The 26,179-nt window shown below is 55.1% G+C and carries 26 protein-coding genes; 16 read left to right on the top strand and 10 right to left on the bottom strand.

Annotated features, from left to right (window positions below; genetic code table 11):
* The first annotated feature begins 6 nt into the window (after positions 1-6).
* Genes argH through AAC599_RS00580 form a run of 5 tightly spaced genes read left to right on the top strand, consistent with a single transcriptional unit; the run spans position 7 to position 6,374 of the window.
* A complete protein-coding gene (argH, locus tag AAC599_RS00600) occupies positions 7-1,407 on the top strand; it encodes an argininosuccinate lyase (RefSeq protein WP_340148463.1) in 1,401 nt (466 codons plus the stop codon).
* Complete coding sequence (locus tag AAC599_RS00595; RefSeq protein ID WP_340148462.1) at positions 1,404-1,529, top strand: lipoprotein; 126 nt, start codon at positions 1,404-1,406, stop codon at positions 1,527-1,529. Before argH ends, AAC599_RS00595 begins: the two co-directional genes overlap by 4 nt.
* 21 nt (positions 1,530-1,550) lie before the next feature.
* Entirely contained in the window at positions 1,551-2,816 is a 1,266-nt protein-coding gene (gene lysA, locus AAC599_RS00590) for a diaminopimelate decarboxylase (protein ID WP_340148461.1), read from the top strand.
* Between the two features lie 11 nt (positions 2,817-2,827).
* A complete protein-coding gene (locus tag AAC599_RS00585; RefSeq protein ID WP_340148460.1) occupies positions 2,828-5,344 on the top strand; it encodes a TIGR02302 family protein in 2,517 nt (838 codons plus the stop codon).
* Positions 5,345-5,375: 31 nt separating this feature from the next.
* The gene (locus tag AAC599_RS00580) at positions 5,376-6,374 is read left to right on the top strand and encodes a glycosyl transferase family protein (protein WP_340148459.1); all 999 of its coding nucleotides are present in this window, start codon (positions 5,376-5,378) and stop codon (positions 6,372-6,374) included.
* 18 nt (positions 6,375-6,392) lie between these two features.
* Here the strand turns inward: AAC599_RS00580 and AAC599_RS00575 are convergent, their stop codons facing one another.
* The gene (locus AAC599_RS00575) at positions 6,393-8,174 is read right to left on the bottom strand and encodes an extracellular solute-binding protein (RefSeq protein WP_340148458.1); all 1,782 of its coding nucleotides are present in this window, start codon (positions 8,172-8,174) and stop codon (positions 6,393-6,395) included.
* Between the two features lie 6 nt (positions 8,175-8,180).
* Complete coding sequence (locus AAC599_RS00570; RefSeq protein WP_340148457.1) at positions 8,181-9,665, bottom strand: PLP-dependent aminotransferase family protein; 1,485 nt, start codon at positions 9,663-9,665, stop codon at positions 8,181-8,183.
* A 176-nt stretch (positions 9,666-9,841) separates the two neighbouring features.
* On the opposite strand from AAC599_RS00570, the gene msrA reads away from it, so the two are divergent.
* On the top strand, positions 9,842-10,324 hold the full coding sequence (gene msrA, locus AAC599_RS00565) for a peptide-methionine (S)-S-oxide reductase MsrA (RefSeq protein WP_340148456.1): 483 nt from the start codon (positions 9,842-9,844) through the stop codon (positions 10,322-10,324).
* Between the two features lie 6 nt (positions 10,325-10,330).
* Here msrA and AAC599_RS00560 read toward each other — a convergent pair whose 3' ends face one another.
* Both AAC599_RS00560 and phaR read right to left on the bottom strand, forming a co-directional pair.
* On the bottom strand, positions 10,331-10,522 hold the full coding sequence (locus AAC599_RS00560) for a hypothetical protein (RefSeq protein WP_340148455.1): 192 nt from the start codon (positions 10,520-10,522) through the stop codon (positions 10,331-10,333).
* A 467-nt stretch (positions 10,523-10,989) separates the two neighbouring features.
* Positions 10,990-11,604 (bottom strand): polyhydroxyalkanoate synthesis repressor PhaR, encoded by a 615-nt coding sequence (phaR, locus tag AAC599_RS00555; protein ID WP_293962268.1) that lies wholly within the window; start codon positions 11,602-11,604, stop codon positions 10,990-10,992.
* Between the two features lie 242 nt (positions 11,605-11,846).
* Between phaR and AAC599_RS00550 the strand changes: the two genes are divergently transcribed.
* The 4 genes from AAC599_RS00550 (at position 11,847) to AAC599_RS00535 (ending at position 16,151) form a co-directional block, all read left to right on the top strand.
* On the top strand, positions 11,847-13,079 hold the full coding sequence (locus AAC599_RS00550) for an alpha/beta fold hydrolase (RefSeq protein ID WP_340148454.1): 1,233 nt from the start codon (positions 11,847-11,849) through the stop codon (positions 13,077-13,079).
* Between the two features lie 146 nt (positions 13,080-13,225).
* The gene (locus AAC599_RS00545) at positions 13,226-14,395 is read left to right on the top strand and encodes an acetyl-CoA C-acetyltransferase (protein ID WP_340148453.1); all 1,170 of its coding nucleotides are present in this window, start codon (positions 13,226-13,228) and stop codon (positions 14,393-14,395) included.
* 32 nt (positions 14,396-14,427) lie between these two features.
* Entirely contained in the window at positions 14,428-15,150 is a 723-nt protein-coding gene (gene phbB / locus AAC599_RS00540) for an acetoacetyl-CoA reductase (RefSeq protein ID WP_293962274.1), read from the top strand.
* A 92-nt stretch (positions 15,151-15,242) separates the two neighbouring features.
* Positions 15,243-16,151: an EamA family transporter gene (locus AAC599_RS00535; protein WP_340148452.1), complete on the top strand. Its 909-nt coding sequence runs from the start codon at positions 15,243-15,245 to the stop codon at positions 16,149-16,151.
* Here the strand turns inward: AAC599_RS00535 and AAC599_RS00530 are convergent.
* Positions 16,148-16,591 carry a cupin domain-containing protein gene (locus AAC599_RS00530; protein WP_340148451.1) on the bottom strand — a complete coding sequence of 148 codons (444 nt, stop codon included), beginning with the start codon at positions 16,589-16,591 and terminating at the stop codon, positions 16,148-16,150. The two genes, AAC599_RS00535 and AAC599_RS00530, sit on opposite strands and share 4 nt — an antisense overlap.
* A 3-nt stretch (positions 16,592-16,594) precedes the next feature.
* Positions 16,595-17,365: a hydroxyacylglutathione hydrolase gene (gloB, locus tag AAC599_RS00525; protein ID WP_340148450.1), complete on the bottom strand. Its 771-nt coding sequence runs from the start codon at positions 17,363-17,365 to the stop codon at positions 16,595-16,597.
* Positions 17,366-17,434: 69 nt separating this feature from the next.
* On the opposite strand from gloB, the gene AAC599_RS00520 reads away from it, so the two are divergent.
* Positions 17,435-18,199, top strand: a complete 765-nt coding sequence (locus AAC599_RS00520) for a methyltransferase domain-containing protein (RefSeq protein WP_340148449.1) — start codon at positions 17,435-17,437, stop codon at positions 18,197-18,199.
* Here AAC599_RS00520 and metW read toward each other — a convergent pair.
* Together metW and AAC599_RS00510 are read right to left on the bottom strand one after the other, a co-directional pair.
* Positions 18,196-18,834, bottom strand: a complete 639-nt coding sequence (metW, locus tag AAC599_RS00515) for a methionine biosynthesis protein MetW (RefSeq protein ID WP_340148448.1) — start codon at positions 18,832-18,834, stop codon at positions 18,196-18,198. The genes AAC599_RS00520 and metW overlap by 4 nt on opposite strands.
* A complete protein-coding gene (locus AAC599_RS00510; RefSeq protein WP_340148447.1) occupies positions 18,831-19,976 on the bottom strand; it encodes a homoserine O-acetyltransferase in 1,146 nt (381 codons plus the stop codon). The genes metW and AAC599_RS00510 overlap by 4 nt, the downstream gene beginning before the upstream one ends.
* Positions 19,977-20,140: 164 nt before the next feature.
* On the opposite strand from AAC599_RS00510, the gene AAC599_RS00505 reads away from it, so the two are divergent.
* The 3 genes from AAC599_RS00505 (at position 20,141) to AAC599_RS00495 (ending at position 23,061) form a co-directional block, all read left to right on the top strand.
* Entirely contained in the window at positions 20,141-20,995 is an 855-nt protein-coding gene (locus AAC599_RS00505) for a chorismate mutase (RefSeq protein WP_340148446.1), read from the top strand.
* A 62-nt stretch (positions 20,996-21,057) separates the two neighbouring features.
* Positions 21,058-22,116 carry a histidinol-phosphate transaminase gene (hisC, locus tag AAC599_RS00500; protein WP_340148445.1) on the top strand — a complete coding sequence of 353 codons (1,059 nt, stop codon included), beginning with the start codon at positions 21,058-21,060 and terminating at the stop codon, positions 22,114-22,116.
* A gap of 3 nt (positions 22,117-22,119) precedes the next feature.
* A complete protein-coding gene (locus tag AAC599_RS00495) occupies positions 22,120-23,061 on the top strand; it encodes a prephenate/arogenate dehydrogenase family protein (RefSeq protein ID WP_340148444.1) in 942 nt (313 codons plus the stop codon).
* A gap of 4 nt (positions 23,062-23,065) precedes the next feature.
* On the opposite strand, the gene AAC599_RS00490 is transcribed toward AAC599_RS00495, so the two are convergent.
* Positions 23,066-24,112: a DUF2125 domain-containing protein gene (locus tag AAC599_RS00490; protein WP_340148443.1), complete on the bottom strand. Its 1,047-nt coding sequence runs from the start codon at positions 24,110-24,112 to the stop codon at positions 23,066-23,068.
* A gap of 100 nt (positions 24,113-24,212) precedes the next feature.
* Here AAC599_RS00490 and AAC599_RS00485 point away from each other — a divergent pair, with 100 nt between their 5' ends.
* Both AAC599_RS00485 and AAC599_RS00480 read left to right on the top strand, forming a co-directional pair.
* Positions 24,213-25,121, top strand: a complete 909-nt coding sequence (locus AAC599_RS00485; protein WP_340148442.1) for a DMT family transporter — start codon at positions 24,213-24,215, stop codon at positions 25,119-25,121.
* Positions 25,118-25,720 carry a gamma-glutamylcyclotransferase gene (locus AAC599_RS00480; protein WP_340148441.1) on the top strand — a complete coding sequence of 201 codons (603 nt, stop codon included), beginning with the start codon at positions 25,118-25,120 and terminating at the stop codon, positions 25,718-25,720. The genes AAC599_RS00485 and AAC599_RS00480 overlap by 4 nt, the downstream gene beginning before the upstream one ends.
* Before the next feature lie 21 nt (positions 25,721-25,741).
* Here AAC599_RS00480 and AAC599_RS00475 read toward each other — a convergent pair whose 3' ends face one another.
* On the bottom strand, positions 25,742-26,170 hold the full coding sequence (locus tag AAC599_RS00475) for a VOC family protein (RefSeq protein ID WP_340148440.1): 429 nt from the start codon (positions 26,168-26,170) through the stop codon (positions 25,742-25,744).
* Positions 26,171-26,179 lie beyond the last annotated feature (9 nt).

The raw sequence follows: 26,179 nt of genomic DNA, 5'->3' as shown, positions 1-26,179 counted from the left end.
CCGAAAATGAGCGCAAACGAGCTTTGGGGCGGCAGATTTGCCAAAGGCCCCGCCGAAATTATGGAACGGATCAATGCCTCCATTGACTTTGACCGTCGGCTCTATGCCCAAGATATAATGGGTTCGATGGCGCATTCCAGTATGTTGATGGACTGCAATATCATTTCCAGGGAAGATGGCCAGAAAATTCAGGAAGGGTTGCAGACAATTCTTCGTGAGATCGAGGCGGGCAATTTCAAGACCGATCCGGCGCTTGAAGACATCCATATGCATGTCGAGGCGCGCCTTCGCGAACTGATCGGTGATGCCGCCGGGCGGCTTCACACCGCACGATCCCGGAATGATCAGGTGGCCACCGATTTCCGGCTCTGGGTGCGCGATACAATGGACCATCTGGACGGAGAACTTGCGGACCTTCTGGATGCGCTTCTCGATCAGGCGGAAGCACAAGCTGATACGGTCATGCCGGGCTTCACCCATCTGCAAGCGGCGCAGCCGGTGACGTTCGGTCATCACATGCTGGCCTATGTCGAGATGTTTGTACGTGATCGCGGACGGCTTGCAGATGCCCGGGCGCGCCTGAACGAGAGCCCTCTGGGTTCGGCGGCGCTCGCCGGCACTTCTTTTCCCATTGACCGGGAGCAGACGGCAAAAGCGCTGGGGTTCGACCGGCCGACAGCCAATTCCCTTGACGGTGTCTCGGATCGGGATTTCGCGCTGGAGTTCCTGAGTTTTGCCTCTATCTGCTCCATGCATCTTTCCCGGCTCGCCGAGGAGATTGTTATCTGGTCGAGCGCGCAGTTCCGCTTCGTTGAATGTTCCGACAGCTTCTCGACCGGCTCCTCCATCATGCCGCAGAAGAAAAACCCGGACGCGGCGGAGTTGATCCGGGGCAAGGCGGGCCGGAGCGCGGGCGCCTTCACGTCGCTCCTCATGATGATGAAGGGGTTGCCCATGACCTATGGCAAGGATATGCAGGAAGATAAGGAGCCGGTCTTCGATGCGGCCGATAACCTGCAACTCTGCCTTGCCGCGATGAGCGGGATGATCCGCGACATCAAGGTAAATGGTGAGATCATGACGGCGGCCTCCGGCGCCGGTTTCACCACGGCAACCGACCTTGCGGACTGGCTGGTGCAGAAACTGAACATGCCCTTCCGGCAGGCGCATCATGTTACCGGCACTCTTGTAAAGCTGGCGGAAGATAACAAATGCGGGCTTGAAGACCTGTCGATCGAGCAGATGCAATCGGTGGAAAGCGGCATCACGGATGATATATATATGGTGCTTGGCGTTCAGAATTCCGTCGCCAGCCGGGTAAGTTATGGCGGCACGGCACCGTCGAATGTGCGGGAGCAGACTGCCCGCTGGCGGAAAATCCGGTCTGAGGAAAGGAATGTGAAATGAAACATTCATTTATGGCGATGCTTGTCATCCTGCTGGCGGCTTTTTCCGTTGCGGCCTGCGGTGTGAAGAGTCCGCCCAAATATTCACCGGATGCCCCGAAATCCGAGCTCAAGAAAAGCTGATTTTTTACAGATTGTCTGAAGATGGATCATTTTACCTATAAGAATGGCGAACTGCATGCTGAGGATGTTCCTCTGCGCGTCATTGCCGAGACCGTCGGCACGCCCTTCTATTGCTATTCCACCGCGACATTGGAGCGGCACTATAAAGTATTCTCCGGCGCGTTTGACGGAGCGAATGCGCTCGTCTGCTATGCGCTCAAGGCCAATTCCAATCAGGCGGTGATCCGCACGCTGGCCAATCTTGGCTCGGGCGCCGATGTGGTGTCTGAAGGAGAACTTCGCCGCGCGATTGAGGCGGGCGTTCCGCCGGAAAAAATCGTTTTCTCCGGTGTCGGCAAGAAACCAGCGGAAATGCGCTACGCGCTGGAAACCGGCATTCATCAGTTCAATGTGGAATCGGAGCCGGAAGTCCATCTTTTGAGCGAGGTCGCGAGCAGCATGGGGCTGAAGGCGCCCATTACATTTCGTGTCAATCCGGACGTGGATGCGAAAACCCATGCCAAGATCTCGACCGGCAAGGCCGAGAACAAGTTCGGCGTGCCCTGGCAGGATGCCTCGCGCATCTATGCCGAAGCCGCCGCGCTGCCGGGAATCGAGATCAAAGGCGTTGATGTGCATATTGGCTCTCAATTGACGGACCTCGAACCTTACAAGAACGCGTTCAACCGGGTGCGGGAACTTGTCCAGCAGCTTCGCAGTGAGGGGCACGATATTTCCCGTGTCGATCTCGGTGGCGGGCTCGGTATTCCCTATGACGCCAATATTCCTCCGGAACCGAACGCCTATGCGGCGGTCGCGCTGGAGGCAATCGGTAACCTCGGCTGTCAGATCGTTTTTGAGCCTGGCCGGCTGATCGTCGGGAATGCGGGGGTGCTTGTTTCCGAAGTCATCTTCATTAAGCAGGCGACGCAACGGAAATTCGTCATTCTGGACGCGGCGATGAACGACCTCATCCGTCCGGCCATGTATGACGGGTATCATCATATTGATCCAATTCGCGAAGATTTGAAAAAAGGCGCCTATACGCCTGCGGATGTGGTCGGACCGGTCTGCGAAACAGGGGACACTTTTGCGCGGGAGCGGGATATGCCGGACCTGGCGCGAGGGGATCTCGTGGCTTTCCGGAGCGCCGGGGCCTATGGCGCGGTAATGGCTTCCACCTACAATACCCGGCCCTTGGTGCCCGAAGTTCTGGTGAAGGGCGATCAATATGAAGTGATCAGGGCGCGTCCGAGCTTGGAAGAATTGCTGAAACTTGATATACTGCCGACATGGCTCGAGGGGTGAATCGAGGATGAATGCAGCGTCGCGACGATACGAGTGACAGCGGATATGGATTAGCGTACGAAGTCCGTATTCTGCTGGCGAAAGCCAACCTTCTCCTGGAAGGGCTATGGCGCCATGGCCGGCTGTTCTTTTGCGTCGTTGGCCTGTTCATTGGTCTGGCACTCCTTGATATCTGGTCCTACATCTCCAACTGGCTTCATATTCTGGCGCTCGTCCTGTTTGCGGCGGCCACTCTCTACACGTTGTATTATGCGGTAAGGCGATTTGAACGACCGACGCGCGCCCGCGCTCTTCGCTATCTTGAGCAGCGCAATCAATTGCGTCATCGTCCATTGCAATCCCTGGGGGCGTCATCGGAAGCGGAGAAAATAAACAATACATCGTCCAATCTGATGTGGCGGGTTTATCAGAAGACTCTCCGGCGGAGTCTGGTGGGCCTGAAGGTCGGAGGTCCGAGCCTCGATATGGGGGCGGGGGATAACTATGGCTTCCGGGCAATTGTCATTCTTCTGCTGGTCGCCGCCTTTATTGTCGCCGGTCCGCGCTCGGTGGAGCGGCTTTCTGCGGCTGTCACCCCCCGGATTGGAAGCCCTGCCATTCCCACCAATGTCACAGCCTGGATTACACCGCCTGCCTATACGGCGCAGGCGCCGATCTTGCTGTCTCAGTCTGAAGGTGGCGACGCTGAAGTGAAAACATATGTTGTCCCGACCCAAAGCTCTTTCATTGCACATGTCTTCGGCAGTGAAGGAGAGGCGCCTGCCCTGATCATCGGGGAGGAACGGCAACAATTCTCTGCGACCGATGCGCGGAATTTTCAGATTGAAACGTCCTTCGAGCAGCCGGCAGATGTGAAGATCGAGAAAGACGGTGAGGTCATTGCGCAGTGGCAGTTGAATATCATACCGGATGAAGTGCCGACCGTGAGCCTTCTTGACGAGCTGAAAGTGACGGAGAGATCCGCCTTTAACCTGCAGTATCAGGCGCTGGATGATTATGGCGTGGAGAATATTGGCGGTGAGATCACACGTGAGGCCGCAGAGGGCAAGATTAATCTTGCCCTGCCGACCCCCGGGCGCGGCACCAAGCGGGTTGTGGGCAAGAGTTATCACGAACTGACCTCACATCCCTGGGCGGGGCTACCGGTGACGTTGACGCTGTTTGCGGAAGACCAGCTTGGCCAGCGAGGATATTCCGAAGCGCTGAATTTTGTGATGCCGGAGCGGATTTTTACCCATCCGGTGGCGAAGGCCCTGATTGAGCAACGCAAGCAGTTGGTCACCGAGCCGGAAGAGAGCAGAATGGATGTTGCGCTGGTGTTGCATACGCTCGCCGACCTGCCCGAAAGCTTTAATAACGATATGACGGTGCAGCTGTCGCTCTCGACGGCGCGGGCGATGCTTGTGAATGGTGAAAGCCAGAAGTCTATTGATGAGGTGGTGGAGATACTCTGGGATACGGCACTGCATCTTGAAAATGGCGATTTGTCGATGGCGGAAGCCGCGCTTCGAAAGGCGCAGGAAGCTCTGATGGAAGCGCTCAACAGCGATGCCAGTGATGAAGAGATCAAGCGGCTCGTTGAGGAATTGCGGACCGCCATGGAAAACTTCCTTCAGGCGCTGGCGCAACAGGCCCAACCGATGGAAAATCAGGCGACAGGCGATCCCAACAACCAGGATCAGCTTATCGAATCGCAGGATCTACAAAAACTACTGGACCGCATTGATCAGTTTGCGCGCGGCGGCGCGCGGGACGCGGCGCGGCAATTGCTGAGCGAGCTTCAGAATATCATGGAGAACCTAAAAGCGGCGGAGGCCCGCCCGCCGTCCGCCGGTCAGCAGGAAGCTCAGGAAATGCTCAACGAGCTTGGGCAGCTGATGCAGAAGCAGCAGGATTTGCTTGATCAGACATTCCGTAAATCACAAGGCCGACAGCCCCAGCAGGGGAACCAGCGTGGTCAGAACGGCCAGCAACAGCAGAATGGCCAACAACCGGGACAGCAAGGGCAGCAGGGCCAACAAGGCCAGTCCGGACAGCGCGGAAATCTTCAGGATCTTGCCGAAGTACAGGAGGCTATCCGCCAGATGCTTGGCGAGCTGATGGGACGGATCGGAGAGAATGGCGAAATCCCGGAAGCCCTGGGCCGAGCGGAAAGATCTATGAATGATGCCCGCGGGTCGCTGGAGCAGGGGCAGGGGCAGTCCGCCCTGCAATCAGAGGGTGAGGCACTTGAAAGCCTGCGGCAGGGAACGGAAGCGCTTGCGCAGCAGATGATGGAAAACGGACAGGGACAAGGCACGCAGTCAGCCGGTCCCGGTCAGCCCGGGCAGGGGCGTGATCCGCTTGGGCGCCCTCTGGATGATGAAGGCAGTCAGGGCCGGAATGCCGGGGACGCAATGATGCGCGGTGAAGCGGACAGCTTTAACAAGAGCCGTTCGATCCGCGATGAAGTGCAACGGCGGCTGTCTGATCCCGCCCGCAGCATGCTGGAAAGAGATTACCTCAAGCGCCTGCTCGATATTTTCTGACCTGCCTCCGAATTCTGTTAAAGTCCCCTACATGACACAGGATCATCCGTTCGCACAATATGTCCGCATTCTCGGCAAGGGCCCGAAAATGTGGCGTGACATGACATTCGACGAAGCCCGGGCGGCCATGAACATGGTGCTGTCAAACGAGGTGGAGCCGTTGCAACTTGGCGCCTTTCTTCTCCTGTTGCGCCGCAAGGGCGAAACGGGAGAGGAACTGGCAGGGATGGTGGCCGGCGCCCGGGATCATTTTCTTGAAAAAAATGTTACAGCGGAAGTTGATTTCGACTGGCCGTCCTACGCCGACAGGCATCGTCAGCAACCCTGGTTTATTCTCTCCGCACTCCTTCTGGCCGATCAGGGGTATAAAATCCTGATGCATGGCATTGAAGGCTATACCGAGGGATATGCGCCAACCCGCCCGGGCCTTGAGATATTTGGCGTCCCGCAGGCAGCTTCTTTGTCAAATGCGGCGGCATTGCTTGGCGACAATAACCTCGTCTATCTGGGGCTGGAGAACTTCTGCCCCTCTGTCCAGTCGCTGTTTGAGTTGCGCCCCTTTCTGGGAGTTCGCACGGCGGTGAATACCTTTGGGCGCGATCTCAACCCGTTTGCGGCACCCTATCAGCTACAGGGCGTATTTCATCCGCCCTATAAATCCCTCCATCTTGAGACGATCAAGGCCCTTTCCCAACCGAATGGATATATTTTCAAGGGTGGCGGGGGTGAAGTGCAGCGCAATCCGATGAAACCGGCCCTCGTTGACGCCCTGGTGGATGGCCGCACGGGGGTGCAGGAGTGGCCCGCGATGACGGATCAGAGCGTTTATAAATGGCGGGAGGAAGAGCTTTCACCTGTTGCATTGCTCCGGATGTGGCAGGGAAAGCTGGATTTGCCCGTACCGGAACTCGCCATTATCGGCACGCTTGCCTTTGCACTCAAGCTCGCCGAACCACCGCTTGAGTTCGCGGAGGCGGAAATCCTCAGCCGTGAAATCTGGCGCGGGCGGGACAAGAAGCGGTTTGACTAGTCCGATATCTGCGTGTGTTTATTCGTGCCACCAGAGGTCCGGCGAAGTTCCCCAGAAGGAAGGCGTTTCGGGCAATTTGATGTCCGGCCAATGCGCGAGCCATTGCCGCTCCGTGAAGTAAAGCGGGATGACATAGTAGCCGTTGAGCAGAACCCGGTCGAGGGCGCGGGTGGCGGTGACAAGTGCGTCGTGTGAGGTGGCTGTCGCGATCTTTTCTATCAGCATGTCGATGGATGCGAGGCGGATTCCCGGATAGTTGCGCGTGCCGGGGGTATCGGCGGCGTCACGGCTCCAATAGAAGGCCTGTTCGTTTCCCGGCGAAAGAGACTGGCCCCAGCTGTTGATAATCATGTCAAAATCGTAGTTGGTGGCCCGGTTCTGGTAGCTGGCCGTATCGACTTGGCGGATCGTGCTTCGAATCCCAAGGGTCTCGAGGTTTCGCTGAAAGGGGGCAATCAGCTTGATATACTCGCTGTTGTTGACGAGAAACTCGACGGTAAAAGCTTTATCGGTTTTCTCACGGCGGAGAATACCTGCGTCGATGATGTAGCCGGCCTCGAAAAGTAGTTCTTGCGCACGGCGTAAATTTTCCCGCGATCGACCCGATCCATCGGTTTGGGGAAGGTGAAAGGCATCATTGAAGACAGCCTCCGGTAATTCCGTTTTGAACGGACTGAGCAAGTCCCGTTCCGTTTCGGTGATAGGGCCGTTGGCCGCAAGAGGAGAATTCTCGAAAAAGCTCTCGGTCCGTTGGTACAATCCGTAAAGAATATTGGCGTTGACCCATTCGAAATCGAAGGCGAGGGTGAGCGCCTGGCGTACGCGGAGATTGCTGAACTTCTCCTGGCGGGTGTTGAAAACAAATGCCAGCATCGGCGCCGGAATCTGGAGCTTGGGCGCCGCCTTTTGAAAACCGGTGCCGGGATCGGAAGTATCATATGCATTGGCCCATTTGGCGGCGCTCTGCTCGAACCGGGCATCAATATTATGGGATTTGAAGGCTTCCAGCGCCACATCGTCATCCCGGAAATAGTCATAAATTATTCTCTCGAAATTAAATCGGCCCTTATATTGCGGCAGGTGCCACCCCCAGAAATTGTCGTCACGCCGATAGACGATGCGCCGTCCCGCCTCGACTTTTTCAATAAGATAGGGCCCCGAGCCGGGAATCGGGGACAGGGAGGACTTGGTGAAGTCGGGGTTCGTCACGGTGGACTTCGGCAAAACGCTCATTAATCCGATGATCAGAGGCATTTCATAGCGCCCCTCTTTCTCAAACTCAAACCGGATTGTTTGGGTTCCCAGAATCTCTGCTTTCGTCACCTTCCGGTAATAGCTTTGAACGTTTGGCCGCCCCTCATCGCGCAGCGCCTCGAAGGACGCAAGGACGTCTTCTACTGTGATCTCCTGTCCGTTGGAAAAGTGCGCTCTGGGATCAATATGAAAGACGATCCAGCTCCGGTCCGTCGCCACATCGATCGATCTTGCGATATCGGCATAGAGTGTAAAGGGCTCATCCCGGGAACGGGAGAGCAGGGACTGATAGACATCGCCGATCCCGCGCGGACTGACCCCTTTCAGCAGAAAGGGATTCACACTATCGAAGCTGCCGATGGCGCTGAGACGGAGAGTTTCACCGACAGGCGCTTCAGGATTGACATAGTCAAAGTGAGGGAAACCGGCGGCGTATTTGGGATCGCCATGCATTGCGATGGCATGTTGTTCTTCCGCAGAGAGACGGTCTTCCATGACGATGGAAAAGACGAGGGCGAGTAGAAGAAAAAGCAGGAGTTGTCTCATTCAGAATTATACGGCCTTGCTGCGAATTATGTCGGCGAGCCTATCGACCAAATATGGCATTTTTTCCTCCGAGGTACCCGCAAATCCGAGGATCAGACCGTTCTGCTCCGTCGGCAGGCTGTAAAATCCGGAAAGCGCGCGAACCAGCATTCCGTTTTTGAGGGCATCGCGCTCGATTTCCCTGTCCTTGATTTTCGGTGGCAGATAGGCAACCAGATGCATGCCGGACCCTTGCGCATCCACGCGGATTATGTCGCCGAGCTTTTCTTTTAAAAGCCGAACGAGTGCCTTTTGACGGGCCTCATACAGCAATCGCATCCGCCGGATATGGGCGGCAAGATAGCCTTCGTTTATGAAATCCGCGAGGGCGGCTTCCGGTACGGCAGGAGAGTGACTGTCTATCGAGCGGCGAAGCGCAAGGAACACATCCACAAGGTCATCCGGCACCACCATGTAACCGACCCGCAGACCGGAGAACATGACTTTGCTCATGGTGCCGACATAGATAACCCGGTTATCGTCATCCAGCCCCTGAAGGGAAGAAAGCGGACGGCCGGTATAGCGATATTCGCTGTCATAGTCATCTTCCAGAATAAAGCGCCCCTCTTCCTTCGCCCATTTGAGCAGGTCCAGGCGCCGGGCGAGAGACATGGTCTGACCGAGCGGATATTGATGTGATGGTGAGATACAGGCAAGACGCGCATCCGGTGCCATTTTGCGGGCCAGTTCAAGCGAAAAGCCTTCTTCATCGACGGGCACGGATACCGGATGGGCCCCGGCCCCCAAAATGGATTCGCGGATGCCCGGATATCCGGGTTCCTCCATCCAGATGGAATCTCCGGGTTCCGCAAAGGCACGAACCACCAGATGAATTGCCTGTTGAGAGCCGGAAAGAACGATGACCTGATCGGCGTGACATCGTACCGCCCGCGTCTGGCCGAGATGGGATGCAATGGCCTCGCGCAGGACATTTGCTCCGCCAATCGGATTGTCGACAAGAAACTCCCGTCCCGGTCGGCGCCAGTGACGCGCAAGCAACCGCGCCCAGTCCTCAAAGGGGAAGGCCTCCAACGCGGGCAGGCCGGGTGAAAAGGGGAGGCCCCTATACTGTCCCTTTATGTGCATGTCTTTAAACGGCGCGGCCATTTTCGACAGATACACATCTCGCGCCCGGACACCGGAGACAATGCCGCCGCCCTTGCGCTGCAAAAGATCGTCGGGCAATTGATCCGATACGTAGGAGCCAGCCCCAACCCGGCTGACGAGATACCCTTCCGCCGTCAACTGATCATAAGCGCTGAGAACCGTATTTCGTGAAACACCAAGGTCGGCCGCAAGCGACCGGCTGGACGGCAGCCGCGTATCCGGCCTCAACCGTCCTTCAAGGATTGCCTGCCGCAAAGCGAGAAAAAGCTGCTGATGCAGGGCCATGCTGCTGTTATTGTCGAGCGAAATTGTATGCAGCTGCGCGTTTCTGAGTCGTCGGGCCATATGCTTTGACCAAAGTGGTTTTAGAATGTCGGAAATTTTATGTAAAGAAGGAACCAATACCAAGGTTTATTTCACGGGTCTGACGTTTGTGATCAAGTTTTCTTGTGGGTTATTGTATTCTGGCGGAAATGCGCAAAATATACACCAGAGCCGATCGATATTGAGAGGAAGTGAGAATGACAGATACAACAGATATCGCCTATTTCGCGGCGGGTTGTTTTTGGGGCGTGGAAGCAGCCTTCCGTCAGGTGCAGGGCGTTCGGGAAACGGTTGTTGGTTATCAGGGCGGGGTTACCATCAATCCCAACTATCAGGATGTCTGCGCCGGCCAGACCCAGCATGCCGAGGTTGTCAAGGTTGTCTTTGACCCCGGCGTCGTGAGTTATGATGATCTTCTGAACGTATTCTGGCAAAGCCATGATCCGACCACGCTCAACCGCCAGGGTCCGGATATCGGCACTCAATATCGATCTGCAATATTTTATCGCGATGACGAGCAGAAGGCGATCGCGGAGGCGTCCAAGCAGTCTCAGGGCCGGCGCGGGTTTTTCCGCCGCCCAATTGTGACCGAGATTTCACCGGCGCTAGATTTCTATCCGGCGGAAGACTATCATCAGCAGTATCTGGAAAAACGGGGCCTTGCGACCTGTCATATCTGACGACGTTTAGACCAGCCGTTCCGCGCGCCCGTCGAAGCCTATAATTGTCGCCGTTAGGTTGAGGCTATTATCGTAGGCGGCTGTTGCCCGGATGTGGGCACGTTTCAGGTCTGAAGCGTCAACATCACTGCTTCCTTGCTGGGCAAGTTGTTGTGTCAGAAATTGCGCAGAGTAGGGCGAATGGTCCGCCGATTTCATTTCGCCCGCGGAAATAAAAGTCTGCTGTATATCTCTTAACTGAACCGGAGCGGTAGATGGATTCTGTGACGTCTCTGAACTTGACCGGGATTGCTGGCGTTCGGCCGAAAGGTTCCGCTCCGCTTCCATGTATGCAGAATCGCGTCTTGATGCCGCGGTGTTACGACTTTGAAAATGTGCATCGCCGTCGTCGCGCCGAGGGGGCAACGGGACTATACTTGCTATGGGCCGAGATATATCCATCGATATCCGATCCGGAGCCGGTTAAAATTTAGGGGCATTCGACCTTCATTCTGAGGCCGTTTGGCGGTGAGGGATGGTGCGGGTTCTCCATCATCCCGGAATCTATCAGGTCACTATTATGAAAACCCGACAATATTTCCTTAACAAGGAATAAAATTATTCACAAAAATTAGCACAAAGTTACATGGAATGCAACTCTTGGTGAGGTTAAGCCCGTGTAATCGTTATTTCTTTGTGCTCATTTCATCTATGCGCTTTTGCATGGAGTGCAGCTGGTCCCTCAACTCCTGCATCATTTCAGCTGTCTGATCGGCGTCCGGTTCCTTCGCTGACGCAGGTTTTTCATTTGATGTTTCGCTGTCTGTCCCACCAAAGAAGGTCGGTGGAGCGAACATCCGGACAGCCTGGCTGAACATCTCCATATTTTTGCGCCCCATTTCCTCAAACTGCTTGAACATGGGATTTGCAGTCAGGTTATCGGGCAAGACATCACGCATTTTATCCTGATTGTCGGTAAAGGACCGCATGGACATTTCGAGGTAATCCGGTACCACTGTCTGCAACCGGTCGCCGTAAAAGCTGATAAGCTGACGCAGGAAGTTGATGGGGAGAAGATTCTGTCCCTTGGCTTCTTCCTCGAAAATAATCTGTGTTAGCACCGACCGTGTTATATCCTCATTCGTCTTGGCGTCGAACACGACGAATTCGGTCCCCTCCTTGACCATCCGGCTTAAATGATCCAGCGTGACGTAAGAAGAGGTGGCGGTATTGTACAGCCTGCGGTTTGCGTATTTTTTTATGACAATGGGCTTTTTGCCATCTGACGATTTATCAACCACTGTTTCTCCTAACTTATGTTGGAAGAGTTATTTTACACCATTTTCGCCTGTTATTGTTGCAGTGCGCAAGTTTATTGTGCAATGCCGTTCGTAAAAAACCTCTAAAAATTGAAAAATTACCTTCCTGTTCTGTGGATTAGAGCGCTTCTTGGGTATATATAGGTACGATGATATGCAATAATGGCCGGAATAATCAGGCCATAGCCTTTTATTGCCCGCCAAAGAAACTAATTGGCAGTTTTATGACAAGCATTTCGCAATTGACTCCGCCGCGCCTTGGTCCACGGCCACTGGCTTTGCATCTGGGGTTAGCAACGACAACCGTGGCCAGCTCTCTTGCTGGCCTGCCGTTTCATTGCCAAGAGGGGGCTTCCTCCCTGCCGCTTCCCGATTCTTTTAATCACGCTCTGAATGCTGCGGCTGCAAATAGCGGCACTGAAATGTTGCAGGCGCTGGCAGACCAAGGCAGCGAGCTGGTTCAGGATATGATTGATGGCATTCGCCTGTATCATTGCCATCCCTATCGGCGCGTGTCCCGGGATCGTCCGATCATCTGGCACGCTGGCACAGCCGTGCTTCTGGACGGCGCGCCGACGGCTCCGGCAACGGCGCCGGCAGTTCTATTGGTGCCGTCCCTCGTGAATCGCGCGTATGTTCTGGATTTGATGCCCGGACGCAGCCTTGTTGATTTCCTCGCGGAATGTGGCATCCGGCCTCTTGTCCTCGACTGGCAGGCCCCGGGGGAGCAGGAACGTGAATTTGATGTGGCTGACTATGTAACGGAACGCATCTGTCCGGCGATTGAGTTTGTCGCGAAAGCATATCCGGAGGCGCCATTGCATCTTGCGGGCTATTGCATGGGGGGAACATTCGCCGTTGCCGCCGTGTTGCGGCAGCAGGAGAATATACGCAGCTTCATTGCAATTGCCTCGCCTTGGGATTTTCATGCGGAGATTGGCGGGCAGGCGAAGATCCTGCTGAGCCAGCGGGAGATGTGGGCGAATATCCTTGGTGGTTTTGGCGAATTGCCGGTGGATTTGCTGCAGACATTTTTTGCCAGCCTGGATCCCAATCTTGGACTGCGAAAATTCAGTAAGTTTGCTAAGATGGATATGTCGTCTGAAGAGGCGCAGGAGTTTGTCGCGATTGAAGACTGGCTGAATGACGGGTATCCCCTGGTAAAAGGGGTGGCCGCGGATGTATTCGATAAATGGTATGATCGGAATGAGCCGGGGACCGGTAGCTGGGCGGTTGACGGCGCCGTTATTCGCCCGCAGGATATAAAAATTCCGTCGCTTATTGCTGTGCCGAAAATCGACAAGATTGTACCGCGTTCTTCTGCTATTGCGTTAGGGACCGCGCTGCCCGCGGCAACAGTCATTACGCCGCCTTCCGGACATGTCGGGATGATGACCGGACGGCGGGCAAAAGACGGTTTATGGCGCCATCTGGGGGACTGGATATTGGCGAATTGAGTTTTTTGCACGTGGGGGCAGAAAAAGGTTGCGATTGAGGACAACTAACGTTATTTCGTATGAAGGCTTCAAAAATATGAAAAGTTTCTCATGCGAGGTAATTTTTGAACTATAATTACAAAATCGGTAAATAGGAGAAACAAATCATGGACGTTGTCATTACCAGTGCCGTACGGACGCCTGTCGGGTCCTTCAATGGTGCGTTGTCGCCGCTTTCGGCTCATCAGCTTGGTGAAATCGTTATCAAGGAATCGCTGTCACGGTCCCGGACAGACGCGTCTGAAGTCTCCGAGGTTATCCTCGGCCAGATATTGAATGCCGGCGAAGGCCAGAATCCGGCGCGGCAGGCTTCCGTTAATGCGGGCGTTCCCTATGAGGTTCCGGCCTGGGGTGTGAACCAGCTTTGTGGTTCGGGTCTCAGGGCTGTAGCGCTCGGCTATCAGGCAATTCTCAATGGCGATTCGCAGATTGTGGTTGCTGGCGGTCAGGAGAGCATGAGCCGGGCGCCGCACTGTGCGCATCTGCGAAACGGCCAGAAAATGGGGGCGCTTGAATTTACAGATACCATGCTCAAAGACGGTCTGATCGACGCTTTCCACGGCTACCATATGGGTAACACGGCGGAAAATGTTGCGGCGAAATGGCAGATCACCCGAGATGCACAGGATGAATTTGCCGCGAACTCCCAGCGGAAAGCATCGGAAGCACAGGCTTCCGGCCGGTTCAAGGATGAAATCGTGCCGGTTACAATTTCCACCCGCAAGGGGGATGTGGTTGTTGACCAAGATGAATATATTCGAGGCGGGACAACTGTTGAAAAACTGAGCGGCTTGCGTCCGGCTTTCGCAAAGGATGGTTCCGTCACGGCCGGTAACGCCTCCGGCATCAATGACGGGGCGGCAGCCGTTGTCCTGATGACGGCAGATGCGGCAAAAGCCAAAGGCCTTACGCCGATGGCACGGATCGTGTCCTGGGCACAGAGCGGCGTTGATCCGGCCATCATGGGAACCGGTCCTATTCCGGCGAGTCGTGCGGCTCTCGAAAAAGCGGGCTGGTCGAAGGATGACCTCGACCTGGTTGAAGCAAATGAGGCGTTTGCCGCGCAAGCCTGTGCGGTAAACAAGGATCTTGGCTGGGACACGGACAAGGTCAATGTGAATGGCGGCGCCATTGCCATCGGGCATCCTATCGGTGCATCGGGCGCCCGAGTTCTGGTGACATTGTTGCATGAAATGCAGAAACGTGACGCGCATAAGGGTCTTGCAACCCTCTGTATCGGGGGCGGCATGGGCATCGCCATGTGTGTCGAGAGGTAAATACTTACTTAGATATCTAAAGGGAGCAGATAATGTCGAGAGTAGCAATTGTAACAGGTGGAACGCGAGGGATTGGGGAGGCAATCTCCATCATGTTGCATGAGAAAGGCTATAAGGTTGCGGCAAACTATGGCGGAAATGATGAACGGGCCAAGGAGTTTTCGGACCGGACCGGTATTTCCGCCTACAAATGGGATGTTTCTGACTTCGATGCCTGCACTGAAGGCGTTGCCAAGGTCAAATCCGACCTTGGCGCCGTTGAAATTCTCGTCAATAATGCCGGAATTACCCGTGACGGGACATTGCATCGAATGGACCCTGAAAACTGGCAGAAGGTCATCGATACCAATCTCGGCTCCTGCTTCAATATGTGCCGGGTGACCATTGAGGATATGCGGGCCAATAAATTCGGCCGTGTGATCAACATTGGTTCCATCAATGGTCAGGCCGGACAATATGGACAGGTAAACTACGCGGCGGCAAAGTCCGGCATTCATGGCTTCACCAAGGCCATGGCACAGGAAGGGGCCGCACAGGGTATTACCGTGAATGCGATTGCACCGGGATATATCGATACGGATATGGTTGCGGCCGTTCCGGAAAATGTGCTGGCGAAGATTGTCGCCGGCATTCCGGTCGGACGCCTTGGCCAGGCGTCGGAAATTGCCCGCGGTGTTTGTTTCCTCGCAGCGGATGATGCGGGCTTTATTACCGGCTCGACCCTGTCCATCAACGGTGGTCAGCATATGTACTGATTTTCGCGGCTTTACGGCGAATTATGGGAATGGCATGATGCGGCGCGGCCCGTCATGCCATTTCTTTTTGTCAGTATTCTCGCGGTAAAATCATGAACAAGCAGGTTGGGGGAAGAACGATTGCGAGCCTATGCGGGCTTTGCGCGATCCTGCTCTGGGCGTTGCTCGCGCTGTTTACGGCGGGAACGGCAAACATTCCCCCCTTTCAACTGACGGCGATGACGTTCCTGATCGCTTTTTGCGGGGTGTCCCTTAAATGGATGTTCTACCGGCAGGATGTCAGGAAATTCTTTCGCATCCCGCCGTCTCTCTGGCTGCTCGGCGTTGCCGGATTATTTGGCTATCATTTCTTTTATTTTCTGGCCCTTAAAAATGCCCCGGCGGCGGAAGCGAGCCTGATCGCGTATCTTTGGCCCTTGCTGATCGTGCTGTTCTCCACCCTGCTTCCCGAAGAGAGGTTCTATTGGTTTCATCTTGTGGGAGCGCTGATAAGTCTGGCAGGTGCAGGTCTTTTGATCACCAAGGGAGCCGCATTCGAGCTTCAGCCAGAATACACCGTTGGTTATCTTGCGGCGATTTGCTGCGCCTTTATCTGGTCCGGCTATTCGGTGCTGAGTCGCCGGTTTGCAGCTGTTTCCTCTGATGTTATCGGATTGTTTTGCGGTATTACCGCTGTCCTATCGCTTGGTGCCCATCTGCTGTTTGAGACAACGTTATGGCCCGAAGATGTCCTGCAATGGCTGTCAGTTCTTTGTCTTGGGCTCGGGCCCGTTGGGGCCGCTTTCTTCCTGTGGGATCGGGGAATGAAGCATGGGGATATCCAGTCCCTCGGTGTGCTGTCCTATCTCGCGCCCTTGTTGTCGACCCTGATTTTGCTGGCGATGGGCGTTGCGAATTTTTCCTGGTCACTGATCTTTGGGTGTCTTCTTATTACAATTGGTGCGCTTGTGGGCTCCCTGAATTTGCTGCGATCCTTATTCTCGCCTGGGACACCGGACTAGATATCGCCGGGGTTCCAGTTTTTCGGCGCCATCTCGAACCCTTCAAATTCAAATCCGGGTGCAACGGTGCAGCCGACAAGGGTCCATTCCCCTCGCGACCGGGCCGACTGCCAGTATCCCCGCGGGATGATAACCTGCGGCCACTCTCCTGCCATCAGATCGGGGCCCAATATCCACTCATCCGCCGGGGCGTCGTCTGCAGCGATTGTCAGGGTAAGCGGTGCGCCGGCGTAATGGTGCCAGACTTCAACGGCGTCAACCCGGTGCCAGTGCGAATAATCTCCCTTCTCCAACAGATAATAGATCGCGGTGGAAAAGGCCCGTTCCTGGTCCGGCAGCGTCATTTCATCGCGAAAGGTTTCTACGAAATGGCCACCTTCCGGATGCGGCTGCATCCCGAGACGCTGAATGATGTCCGCCGCCGTTAGTTCACTCGTCATCGGTCAGAAACTGTCCTTCCTGCGGCGGGTTTCGGCAAAGACTTCCACGGGATCGGCGCCCGTCAGGGCCAGTTCCGCCTGCAGGCCAGGGTCATCAGCGCGCATAAAGGGATTGGTTTCCTTCTCCTCACCGAGGGTGGAGGGAACCGTCGGGAGCTTCTTCTTCCGCATCTCAAGGATTTCGTTGAAGCGCTGCTTAAGGGCGGAGTTTTTGGGGTCTACCGACAGGGCAAACCGGCCGTTGGCCTCGGTATATTCATGGGCGCAGTAGACTTTCGTATCATCCGGCAGGGCGCGGAATTTGCCGATACTGTGCCACATTTGCGCCGGTGTTCCCTCAAACAGACGACCGCATCCAAGGGCGAAGAGAGTATCGCCGCAAAATAACGCATCTGACTCCTTGAACCAGTACGCGATATGCCCGACGGTATGGCCGGGAACCTCAAACACTTTGGCGCTCTCGCTGCCGAACTCGAAAATATCGCCTTCCTCCACCTGAATATCGATCCCGGGAATACGCGTGGCATCATTCTTTGCGCCGACAATGGTGCAGCCGGTCTTTTCTTTCAGCTCCAGATTGGCGCCAGTGTGATCCGGATGATGGTGGGTGTTGATGATATGGGTAAGCTTCCAGCCGAGTTCGTCCAGCTTTTTCAGAACCGGTTCGCTGACCGCGGGATCAACGACACCGACCTGGCCGCTGACGGGGTCGCGGAAGAGATAAACATAATTGTCACTGAGGACAGGAATTTGATGAATTTCCAGCTTGCTCATAATGTGCTCTTTCGGAATTTCGTGTTTTTGTTAAGTGTCCATTCTCATAATTTATGGCAGTATAACACTATGATAAGACCTGATGTCATCGATTTGCGGAATTTTTACCACAGCCCTCTCGGGCAGGTGGTGCGCCGGACGATTGGCCGTAAAATCAGGCTGATGTGGCCGGATTTGAAGAATTTTCGTGTTTTGGGTTTAGGATATGCGACCCCCTATCTGAATTCCTTCCGGTCCGAGGCGGAGCGGGTGATTTCCTTCATGCCACTGCAGCAGGGAGTGATTCAGTGGCCGCGGGAAGGCGGTAGCCTTGTCAGCCTTGTGGATGAACGAACATTGCCGCTACCGGATTCTTCGATTGACCGGATCATCTGGGTGCACGGGCTTGAGAACACCACGGATGTGGATCCGATCATGCAGGAATTATGGCGGGTACTGACCTCAACGGGCAAACTTCTGGTTGTGGTGCCGGGCCGGCGCGGCATGTGGGCGCGTACGGAGAATACGCCCTTTGGCTACGGCCATCCCTACAGTGACAAGCAACTCAACCGCTTGCTGCGGGATAACAGCTTCACACCCGGGGACTTTCAGGGTGCGCTCTATATGCCACCTAGTAAATGGCGGCTTAACCTGCGGCTTGGAAAAGCCTGGGAGAACGTCGGGGAGAAATGGTGGGGCCATTTCAGTGGCGTCCGCTTGATGGAGGCGGAAAAACAGGTCTATGCCTTAACAGCCCTGCCGGAGAGGAAAGTGCGGCAGCGCCCGGTCATCCTGCCCGCCGCGAGACCGGTGATTGCCGGCAGAGAGGTCCGGCGGACCTCAAACGACGGCTAATCTTTTTTGGACAACATGAAAATGCAGTCGGCGCCAAAGAAATTGGCAAAGCTGCCATAGGACGCGCGAGTCATGACCTGCCCCGATGCCTTGACGATGACCGATTGCTCAATCTTGACATCCATCTGTTCGCAGAGCGTGGTAAAATCCTTGAGCGTACAGAAATGAATATTCGGTGTCTCGTACCAGGGAATATCCAGCGAGTTTGTCATTGGCATCCGGCCCTTAAAAGCGAGATAGGTCCGGCAGCGCCAATAGGCGAAATTCGGAAAAGAGACAATCGCCCGCCGCCCAATGCGCAAGAGCTGTTGCAGCACGACATGGGGCTGATGGGTGGTTTGCAGCGTTTTGCTCAAAATAGCGTAATCGAAACTGTCGTCAGGATAATAGACAAGATCGGTGTCCGCATTTCCCTGTACCACCGACAGGCCGTTGGAAACGCAGATGTTAACGCCATGCTGGCTAAGTTCAAGCCCGCGTCCGTCGACATCTTTTGTCTCCGCTAGATGGGCGAGGAGCTGGCCGTCATCGCAGCCGACATCCAGAACCCGGCTTCCCGGCTCGACCATATCCGCGATAAGCTGCCAATCGACGCGGATATCCCGCTTGGGCACAAATTTGATCGGATCGTTCATGATATCAGGCCCCGGCTTTTGGCACTTGATTGCAGAAACCCGTCAATGGTTTTTAACATTTCGGGTGTATCCAGCAGGAAAGCATCATGACCCTTGTCCGTCTCCACTTCGACGAAGCTGACATTGGCCGCCGCGGCAATCAGCGCATGGACAATCTCCTTGTTCTCCGAGGTCGGGAACAGCCAGTCGCTGGTAAAGGAGACAATGCAGAAGCGGGTCTTCGTCCCTTCAAAAGCATTGGCGAGGGAGCCGCCGTGGTCTTCCACCAGGTCGAAATAGTCCATGGCGCGGGTGATATAGAGATAGGAGTTGGCATCGAACCGATCGACAAAATTAATGCCCTGATAACGGAGGTAGCTCTCTACCTGAAAATCCGCATCAAAGCCGTATGTCAGATTATCCCGATCCTGAAGATTCCGGCCAAATTTACGATGCAATGCGGCTTCTGACAGATAAGTTACATGCGCGGCCATACGGGCAACGGCGAGGCCTGCGGTCGGCTTGCTTTCACTTGCGTAATAATTGCCGCTCTGCCAGTTCGGATCAGCCATGACAGCCTGCCTTCCAACTTCATGAAATGCAATGTTCTGTGCGGAGTGCCGAGCGGCGCAGGCAATAGGAATCGCGCTGAAAACCCGATCGGGATAGGCGCCTGCCCATTGCAGGGCCTGCATTCCCCCCATGGATCCGCCGATGACGCTGAACCAGCTTTCTATTTCAAGATAGTCCTGCAGAAGGGCCTGCGCCCGCACCATGTCGGCGATCGTGATGATCGGGAAGTTTAATCCATACGGCTTGCCGGTCTTGGGGTCCGTGTCTTTCGGGCCGGTCGTTCCCATGCATCCACCCAGAACATTGCTGCAAACGATAAAATACTTATCGGTATCGAGAACCTTGCCCGGGCCAATCATAAGCTCCCACCAGCCGTTTTTGCCGGTCAGCGGCTGACGGCTGGCGGCAAACTGGTCGCCCGTCAGCGCATGGCAGATCAGAATCGCATTGGACTTATCCGCATTCAACTGCCCATAGGTGCAGTAGGCGATATTGACGGCCTCCAGCGATATGCCACAATCCAGCGGTAAGGGGGTTTCCGTTGCGAGGACAACGGAGTGATTACCGGAATGTGGTGGGTTTGCGGACACGTTTACTTCTCTTTTCGCCTAAATTGGATTAGAAAAATCTTTGTTTTGCATGACTTTGCTGTTAGCTAGTGCGGCGAGGCGAGGTCTGTCAATATATTCTTTGCCAATTAACGGGCTTTGTGGTCCAATTTTGACGAAATGGTCTGTTTATTCAGGTAACTAAAGTGACAATAACAAATACGAAACTGGAAGCACTTCGGGCTGAAATCGATCGGCTGGATATGGAACTTCTGTCGGTTCTGGAGAAGCGCGTTGCCATTGTCGAGGATATCGCGGCGGCAAAGAAGGGGGATGGCAAGGCGACCGCCTTTCGTCCGGGCAGAGAGGCGTCCATTCTTCGCAATATTCTTAAGTCACATTCCAGCAAACTTCCCGATGCGGTTGTTGCGGCGATTTGGCGGGAGCTTATTTCCGCGGTTGGCGCGATGCAGCGGCCCTACTCTGTTTCCATTACGGCCCCGGACAAGTCTGTTGGTTACTGGGATCTTGCAAGATTTCATTTCGGTTCTGCGACACCAATGAAGCTTTATCAGCTCCCGACGGTGGTTCTTCGTGAAGTATATGAAAATCCGTCGACGTTGGGCGTGTTGCCATGGCTGTCCCGGGAGCGGGATACCTGGTGGATGCAGCTTGCTCAGGGCGGGGACAATGTTCCCAAGATTCTTGCGGCTCTGCCGTTTCTCGATAACCCTTCCGGCGGATTTGAAGACCTGAACTCGTTGGTTATTGGGCAGGCGGAGCCGGAACCCTCCGGTGACGATGTGACCTTGATGGTGGTCGTTACCCGCGATGAAGTAAGCCGTGCCCGTCTCAATGAGAATCTTGCCAAAGCCGGCCTGAAGGGCTATTGCGCTGACTCCCGGTCTCCGGATACCGGTGATGGTGACTGGCTGCATCTTATTGAAATGCCGGAATTTGTGGCGAAGAATGACCCGCGCCTTGAGGAACTTGGTAAGATAAATGGAGACGGGTTTATCAAGGCGGTTATCCTTGGGGCGTATGCTGTCCCCATACAATAATCATTCACGTAATCCCAGTTGAAAGCAATGCTATGACGACACCGGTCCCGCAACCAGGTATTATGAGTATATCACCCTATGTGGGCGGCAAATCAAAGGCGGGAGAGAACCAGAAGGTTGCGAAGCTCTCCTCCAATGAGTCCCCGCTCGGCCCAAGCCCCAAGGCGGTCGCTGCGATCGAGACTGTGCTGAAGGACGGACATCGTTATCCGGATGGCGGGTCCCGGCTTTTGATCGAAGCAATTGCTGAGGTCCATGATATTAACCCGGCGCAAATCGTCTGCGGAAACGGTTCGGATGAGTTGATTTCACTTCTGAATACGGCCTATGTCGGACCCGGTGACGAGGTGCTCTTTCCTGAGCATGGCTTCCTGATGTATGCCATTTCCGCGACCGTTGCGGGGGCAACGCCGGTCAAGGCGCCGGAGGTAAACCTGACAACAGATGTTGACAGCCTGCTTGCGGCGGTGACGGAAAAAACCAAAATTGTGTTTCTTGCCAATCCTAATAATCCGACAGGAACCTATATCTCCCATTCTGAGGTCGAACGCCTTAGGGATGGGTTGCGCGACGATATCCTCTTGGTCCTTGATGCGGCTTATGCAGAGTATGTGACACGGGATGATTATCGGGCCGGTATAGAAATGGTAGAGGCTCATGACAATGTCGTTATGACGCGTACATTCTCGAAAATCTACGGTCTTGCTGCTGTGCGCCTTGGCTGGGCCTATTGTCCGCCTGCCGTTGTTGATGTCCTTAATCGTGTGCGAGGGCCTTTTAATGTAAACGCGCTGGCCCAGGCGGGTGGCGTCGAGGCGGTGAGAGATCAGGCGCATATTGAAAAGGCGCGACAGCATAATGAAAAATGGCTTCCGGTTCTGACACAAAGTTTCCGGGGAATGGGCCTCGGCGTGACCCCGAGCGTCGGCAATTTCCTGTTGCTTGACTTCGAAGGTACCGGCACGTCGGCGGCGGATGCCGAAGCTTATCTGGCGGAACAGGGGTTATTGCTGCGGGCGGTGGCCGGATATGGCCTGCCAGATTGCCTGCGTATGACAATCGGGCTGGAAGATGAGAACCACGCAGTGATAGAGGCGCTACGGACGTTTCTCGGGAAATAGATTATGACGGAAGTGAAATTCAAACGATTGGCTCTTGTGGGAATCGGCCTGATCGGCTCTTCGATCGCACGGTCCGCGCGCAAGAATGATCTTGCTGACGAGATCGTCTGTGCGGCCCGCACGGCGGACAGCCGCCGCGTCGCCAAGGAGCTTGGCATTGTTGATGAGGCCTATGACAATCCGATTGATGCGGTCAAGGGCGCGGATCTGGTGATTTTCTGCACCCCCCTTGGCACTTATGGCAAGCTGGCGGAACAGGTTGCGCCCGCACTGGAAAAAGGCGCCATTCTTACCGATGTGGGCTCGGTTAAAAGTGCGGTGATCGACGCCATTGGTCCGCATGTGCCGGAGGGCGTGGAGTTTGTCCCGGGCCATCCGGTTGCGGGGACGGAAAAGTCCGGGCCCGCCGCAGGGTTTGCAGAACTTTTCATAAATCGCTGGCTCATCCTGACGCCATGCGGGCGGGCAAGCGATGCTGCGATCGAGAAACTTACGGCCTTCTGGGCCGCCATGGGCAGTAAGGTAGAGATAATGGACGCGGATCATCATGACCTCGTCCTTGCCATCACGTCCCATATTCCGCATCTGATCGCCTATAACATCGTCGGTACGGCAGATGACCTGGAAGATGTGACCCAGTCGGAAGTCATTAAATACTCTGCGGGTGGTTTTCGGGACTTTACCCGTATTGCCGCATCCGATCCGACCATGTGGCGGGATGTCTTCCTGCACAACAAGGAGGCCGTGCTGGAGATGCTGGGCCGATTTACCGAGGACCTGACAGCATTACAGCGGGCCATCCGGCGCGACGATGGGGAAACTTTGTTCAATATCTTTTCCCGCACGCGAGCAATCCGGCGACAGATTATCGATGCCGGGCAGGAAACGCCGGAGCCTGATTTTGGTCGTACGCATAAATCGGAAGACGCCGAGAAAAAATCCTGAGGAGCTATTTGCTTCCGATAACGGAGCCGAGTTGCATCAGGAAAACGGGGCCGAGATACATCCCGCCGTCCTGAGCGGATAGCGGCAGAGCGATATATCGTCTGCCCTCCTCATCTTCCCGCGAGAGCAGGTTGAGCCCGAACCCGATTGTGCGGGCCGTCTGGGCGTCCAACTGACGGGTTTCGGCCAAAGCAGCGAGTATTGCGCTATAGCCGGAGATACGGGTGTCAAGTTTGCCGAGGGGGCGCATTCTGTCATCCAGGGCGATTGCACCTTCGCCCGTCATGGCGCTTTGACCCCATTTGATATTCAATCCTTCAACATCGACATAGCCCCCGTTGTCTCGCCAGATCGCGAGCGTATCCTCCGCGGGCAGGCGCGGAATCTGCCCGTGGAGAACGGCGGAGATGGAAAAATCCTCTATCCGGCGGCCCAGCGGAAAATCGGTCATGCTGTCGACGGTTACATCTTCTGCACGCAGGACAATCTGTTGTGCGGCAAGCTTCGGCTTTTCATCTTGGGTTTCATTCTCCTTCGGCGGCATTGGCCGGCCATGAAGCTGTACCCTGTGCGCCGTGACCGGAGGATGCCAGGACGGCAGGGCATCAAGTTCCCGGATATCGAGGGCAACGGTTTGCAGGCGTCCTTGAAAATTGAATGTCGCGCTCCCCAACGCGGACGCGGAGGAAACTTCGAGCGTCCTCTCTTCGCCATTCTCCTGCCAGCGGGCCTTTACGTCTCCGTTGGCGCCAAAAATGACATGATTAATCTGCCAGGGTTGAACCACGGCCCAGAACTCAGGAATTCGGATAACTGGAGACTGGATATGTGCCGGATTGGCGAGGGCGAGATTCCCTGACGTTACTTTGACACGATAGGGAAAGCCGGATGTCACCAGAGGATCATGGGTGATGTCATACCCCTCGCTGATACGTCGTTCTCTCCAGTTGTCGGCGAGCTCCACAAGCCGGTCAGCGACATGATGCCACCAATAGACATAGCCGCCCGCAATAACGATCAGCGCCAATATTCCGCTATACAGGATTCGCATTTAAAGTCCGGGGTTGATTGCTTGTGAAACTGCTTGGCACTCTATATAGAAAGGGCAGTAACTGTCACTGAATTTTCGGCATCCGGACCCTTCGTATCTTATGACCAATCCCGCCGCCCCCTTGCATGAAACATTATACCTGAAGGCCATGCCTTTTGTATTCGTGTTTTTGTGGAGCACGGGATTTATCGGAGCAAAACTCGGCCTCCCCTATATTGAACCGCTTAACTTTCTTGCGATCCGTTTCGGCATCAGCTTTTTGTTGATGGTACCCGTCGTCCTGTTCACGCGGACCCATTGGCCCGCCCGCGGGCAGGATTATTTCCATATCTCCGTCGGTGGCCTTCTGATGCATGGCGGTTATCTCGGCTTTGTTTTTCTCTCTATCAGCTACGGAACACCGGCAGGCATCTCTGCGCTTATTGTCGGCATTCAGCCGTTGATCGTTGCAGCTCTCGCGGGCTTTTTATTGAAAGAGGATGTCTCCCTTCAAAAATGGATCGGTCTGTTGTTGGGGCTTGCCGGTGTTTTTCTCGTTGTCTTCAATAAGCTGGCCTTGGGGGAAGGAACCTATTTTGCGATGAGCTTCTCCTTCATCGCACTTTTCTGTATTGCGGCCGGAACCCTCTATCAGAAGCGCTTCTGCTCAAATATGAACATCAAGAGCGGCAATATGATCCAGTTCGCAGTGGCGGGGGGGTATTTTTTCATAACCTCCCAGATATTTGAGACGGGAGACATTGTCTGGTCCGGTGAGTTGATTTTCGCGCTGCTCTGGCTGGTGTTCGTTCTGTCGCTTGGCGCCATGACGCTGTTGTATCTGTTGCTGCGGAGCGGGGCTGCGGCAAATGTCTCCAGCCTGTTTTACCTGACCCCGCCCTGTACGGCGGTGGTTGCCTATTTCCTTTTTGATGAACAGCTTGGGTTTCTCTCCCTGGTTGGCATGGCGGTTGCGGCGGTTGGCGTTGCATTGGTAAATTATCAACGGAAGAAGACGAGTGGCGTATGACACGGAAATATGACTTGCAGCTGGAGCCCGATCTGCCCCCGGTCGATTATCCTCTGCCGGAATTGCCGGAGGGCCAGAATCTCTGGATTTTCGGATATGGGTCGTTAATGTGGCGACCAGGGTTTGATCATCTGGGCATCCGCGATGCGCGGCTTTTCGGATATCACCGGGCGTTCTGTGTGTCTTCGGTTGTGCATCGCGGAACGCCGGAAAATCCGGGCCTTGTGCTGGGCCTTGATCGGGGCGGCTCCTGCCGCGGGAAAGGTATTCTCTGCCCTGCAGATATCCGCGAGCCCGTGATCGATTATCTTTACCGGCGTGAAATGGTCACCAGTGTTTACCGGCCGAGGATGGTGCGGATCATGCTGTTGGACGACGGAGTCATGGCGCCAGCACTGACTTTTGTTGCCGATCCATCTCACGCGCAATATTGCGGCAAGCCCGCAGTGGAAGAGGCGGCAAAGATCATCGCCCGCGCCCATGGCCGCGGTGGTCCCAACGTAGACTATTTGAAAAGCACGCTGGAGCATCTTGATGAATTCGGCATCGCAGATGGCCCCCTTCATCGCATCCTCAATCTGATCGAACGCGGAATTTAAAGTTTTTGCCATCGAGTATGGCTACTTGGCAAAAAGCTGATCCAGGTTCCTGAATGCCTTCAACTCTATAGCGTTGCCTGCCGGATCGGTGAAAAACATTGTTGCCTGTTCGCCCGGCTCACCCTTGAAACGGATATAGGGCTCAATGACAAAGTCGATGCCGGCGCCGGTCAGGCGGTCGGCGGCTTTCTGCCAGTCGTCCATGTCCATGACCAGCCCGAAATGACGGCAAGGCACACCATGTCCGTCTACGGCACTGGTTTTGACCGAACCAATTTCCTCAGGCGCAAGATGTGCAACGATCTGATGGCCGTAAAAATTGAAGTCCACCCAATCCGAGGAGCTGCGCCCTTCACCGCACCCGAGGAGATCTTTATAGAACACGCGCGCGGCCTCTAGATCGTCAACCGGAAAGGCGAGATGAAAGGGGCGGATGGTTTTTTCCGTCATAAATAACTC

The sequence above is a fragment of the uncultured Sneathiella sp. genome (assembly GCF_963976355.1).
Taxonomy (GTDB): Bacteria; Pseudomonadota; Alphaproteobacteria; order Sneathiellales; family Sneathiellaceae; genus Sneathiella.
This window is presented reverse-complemented; position numbering and strand designations above follow the sequence as displayed.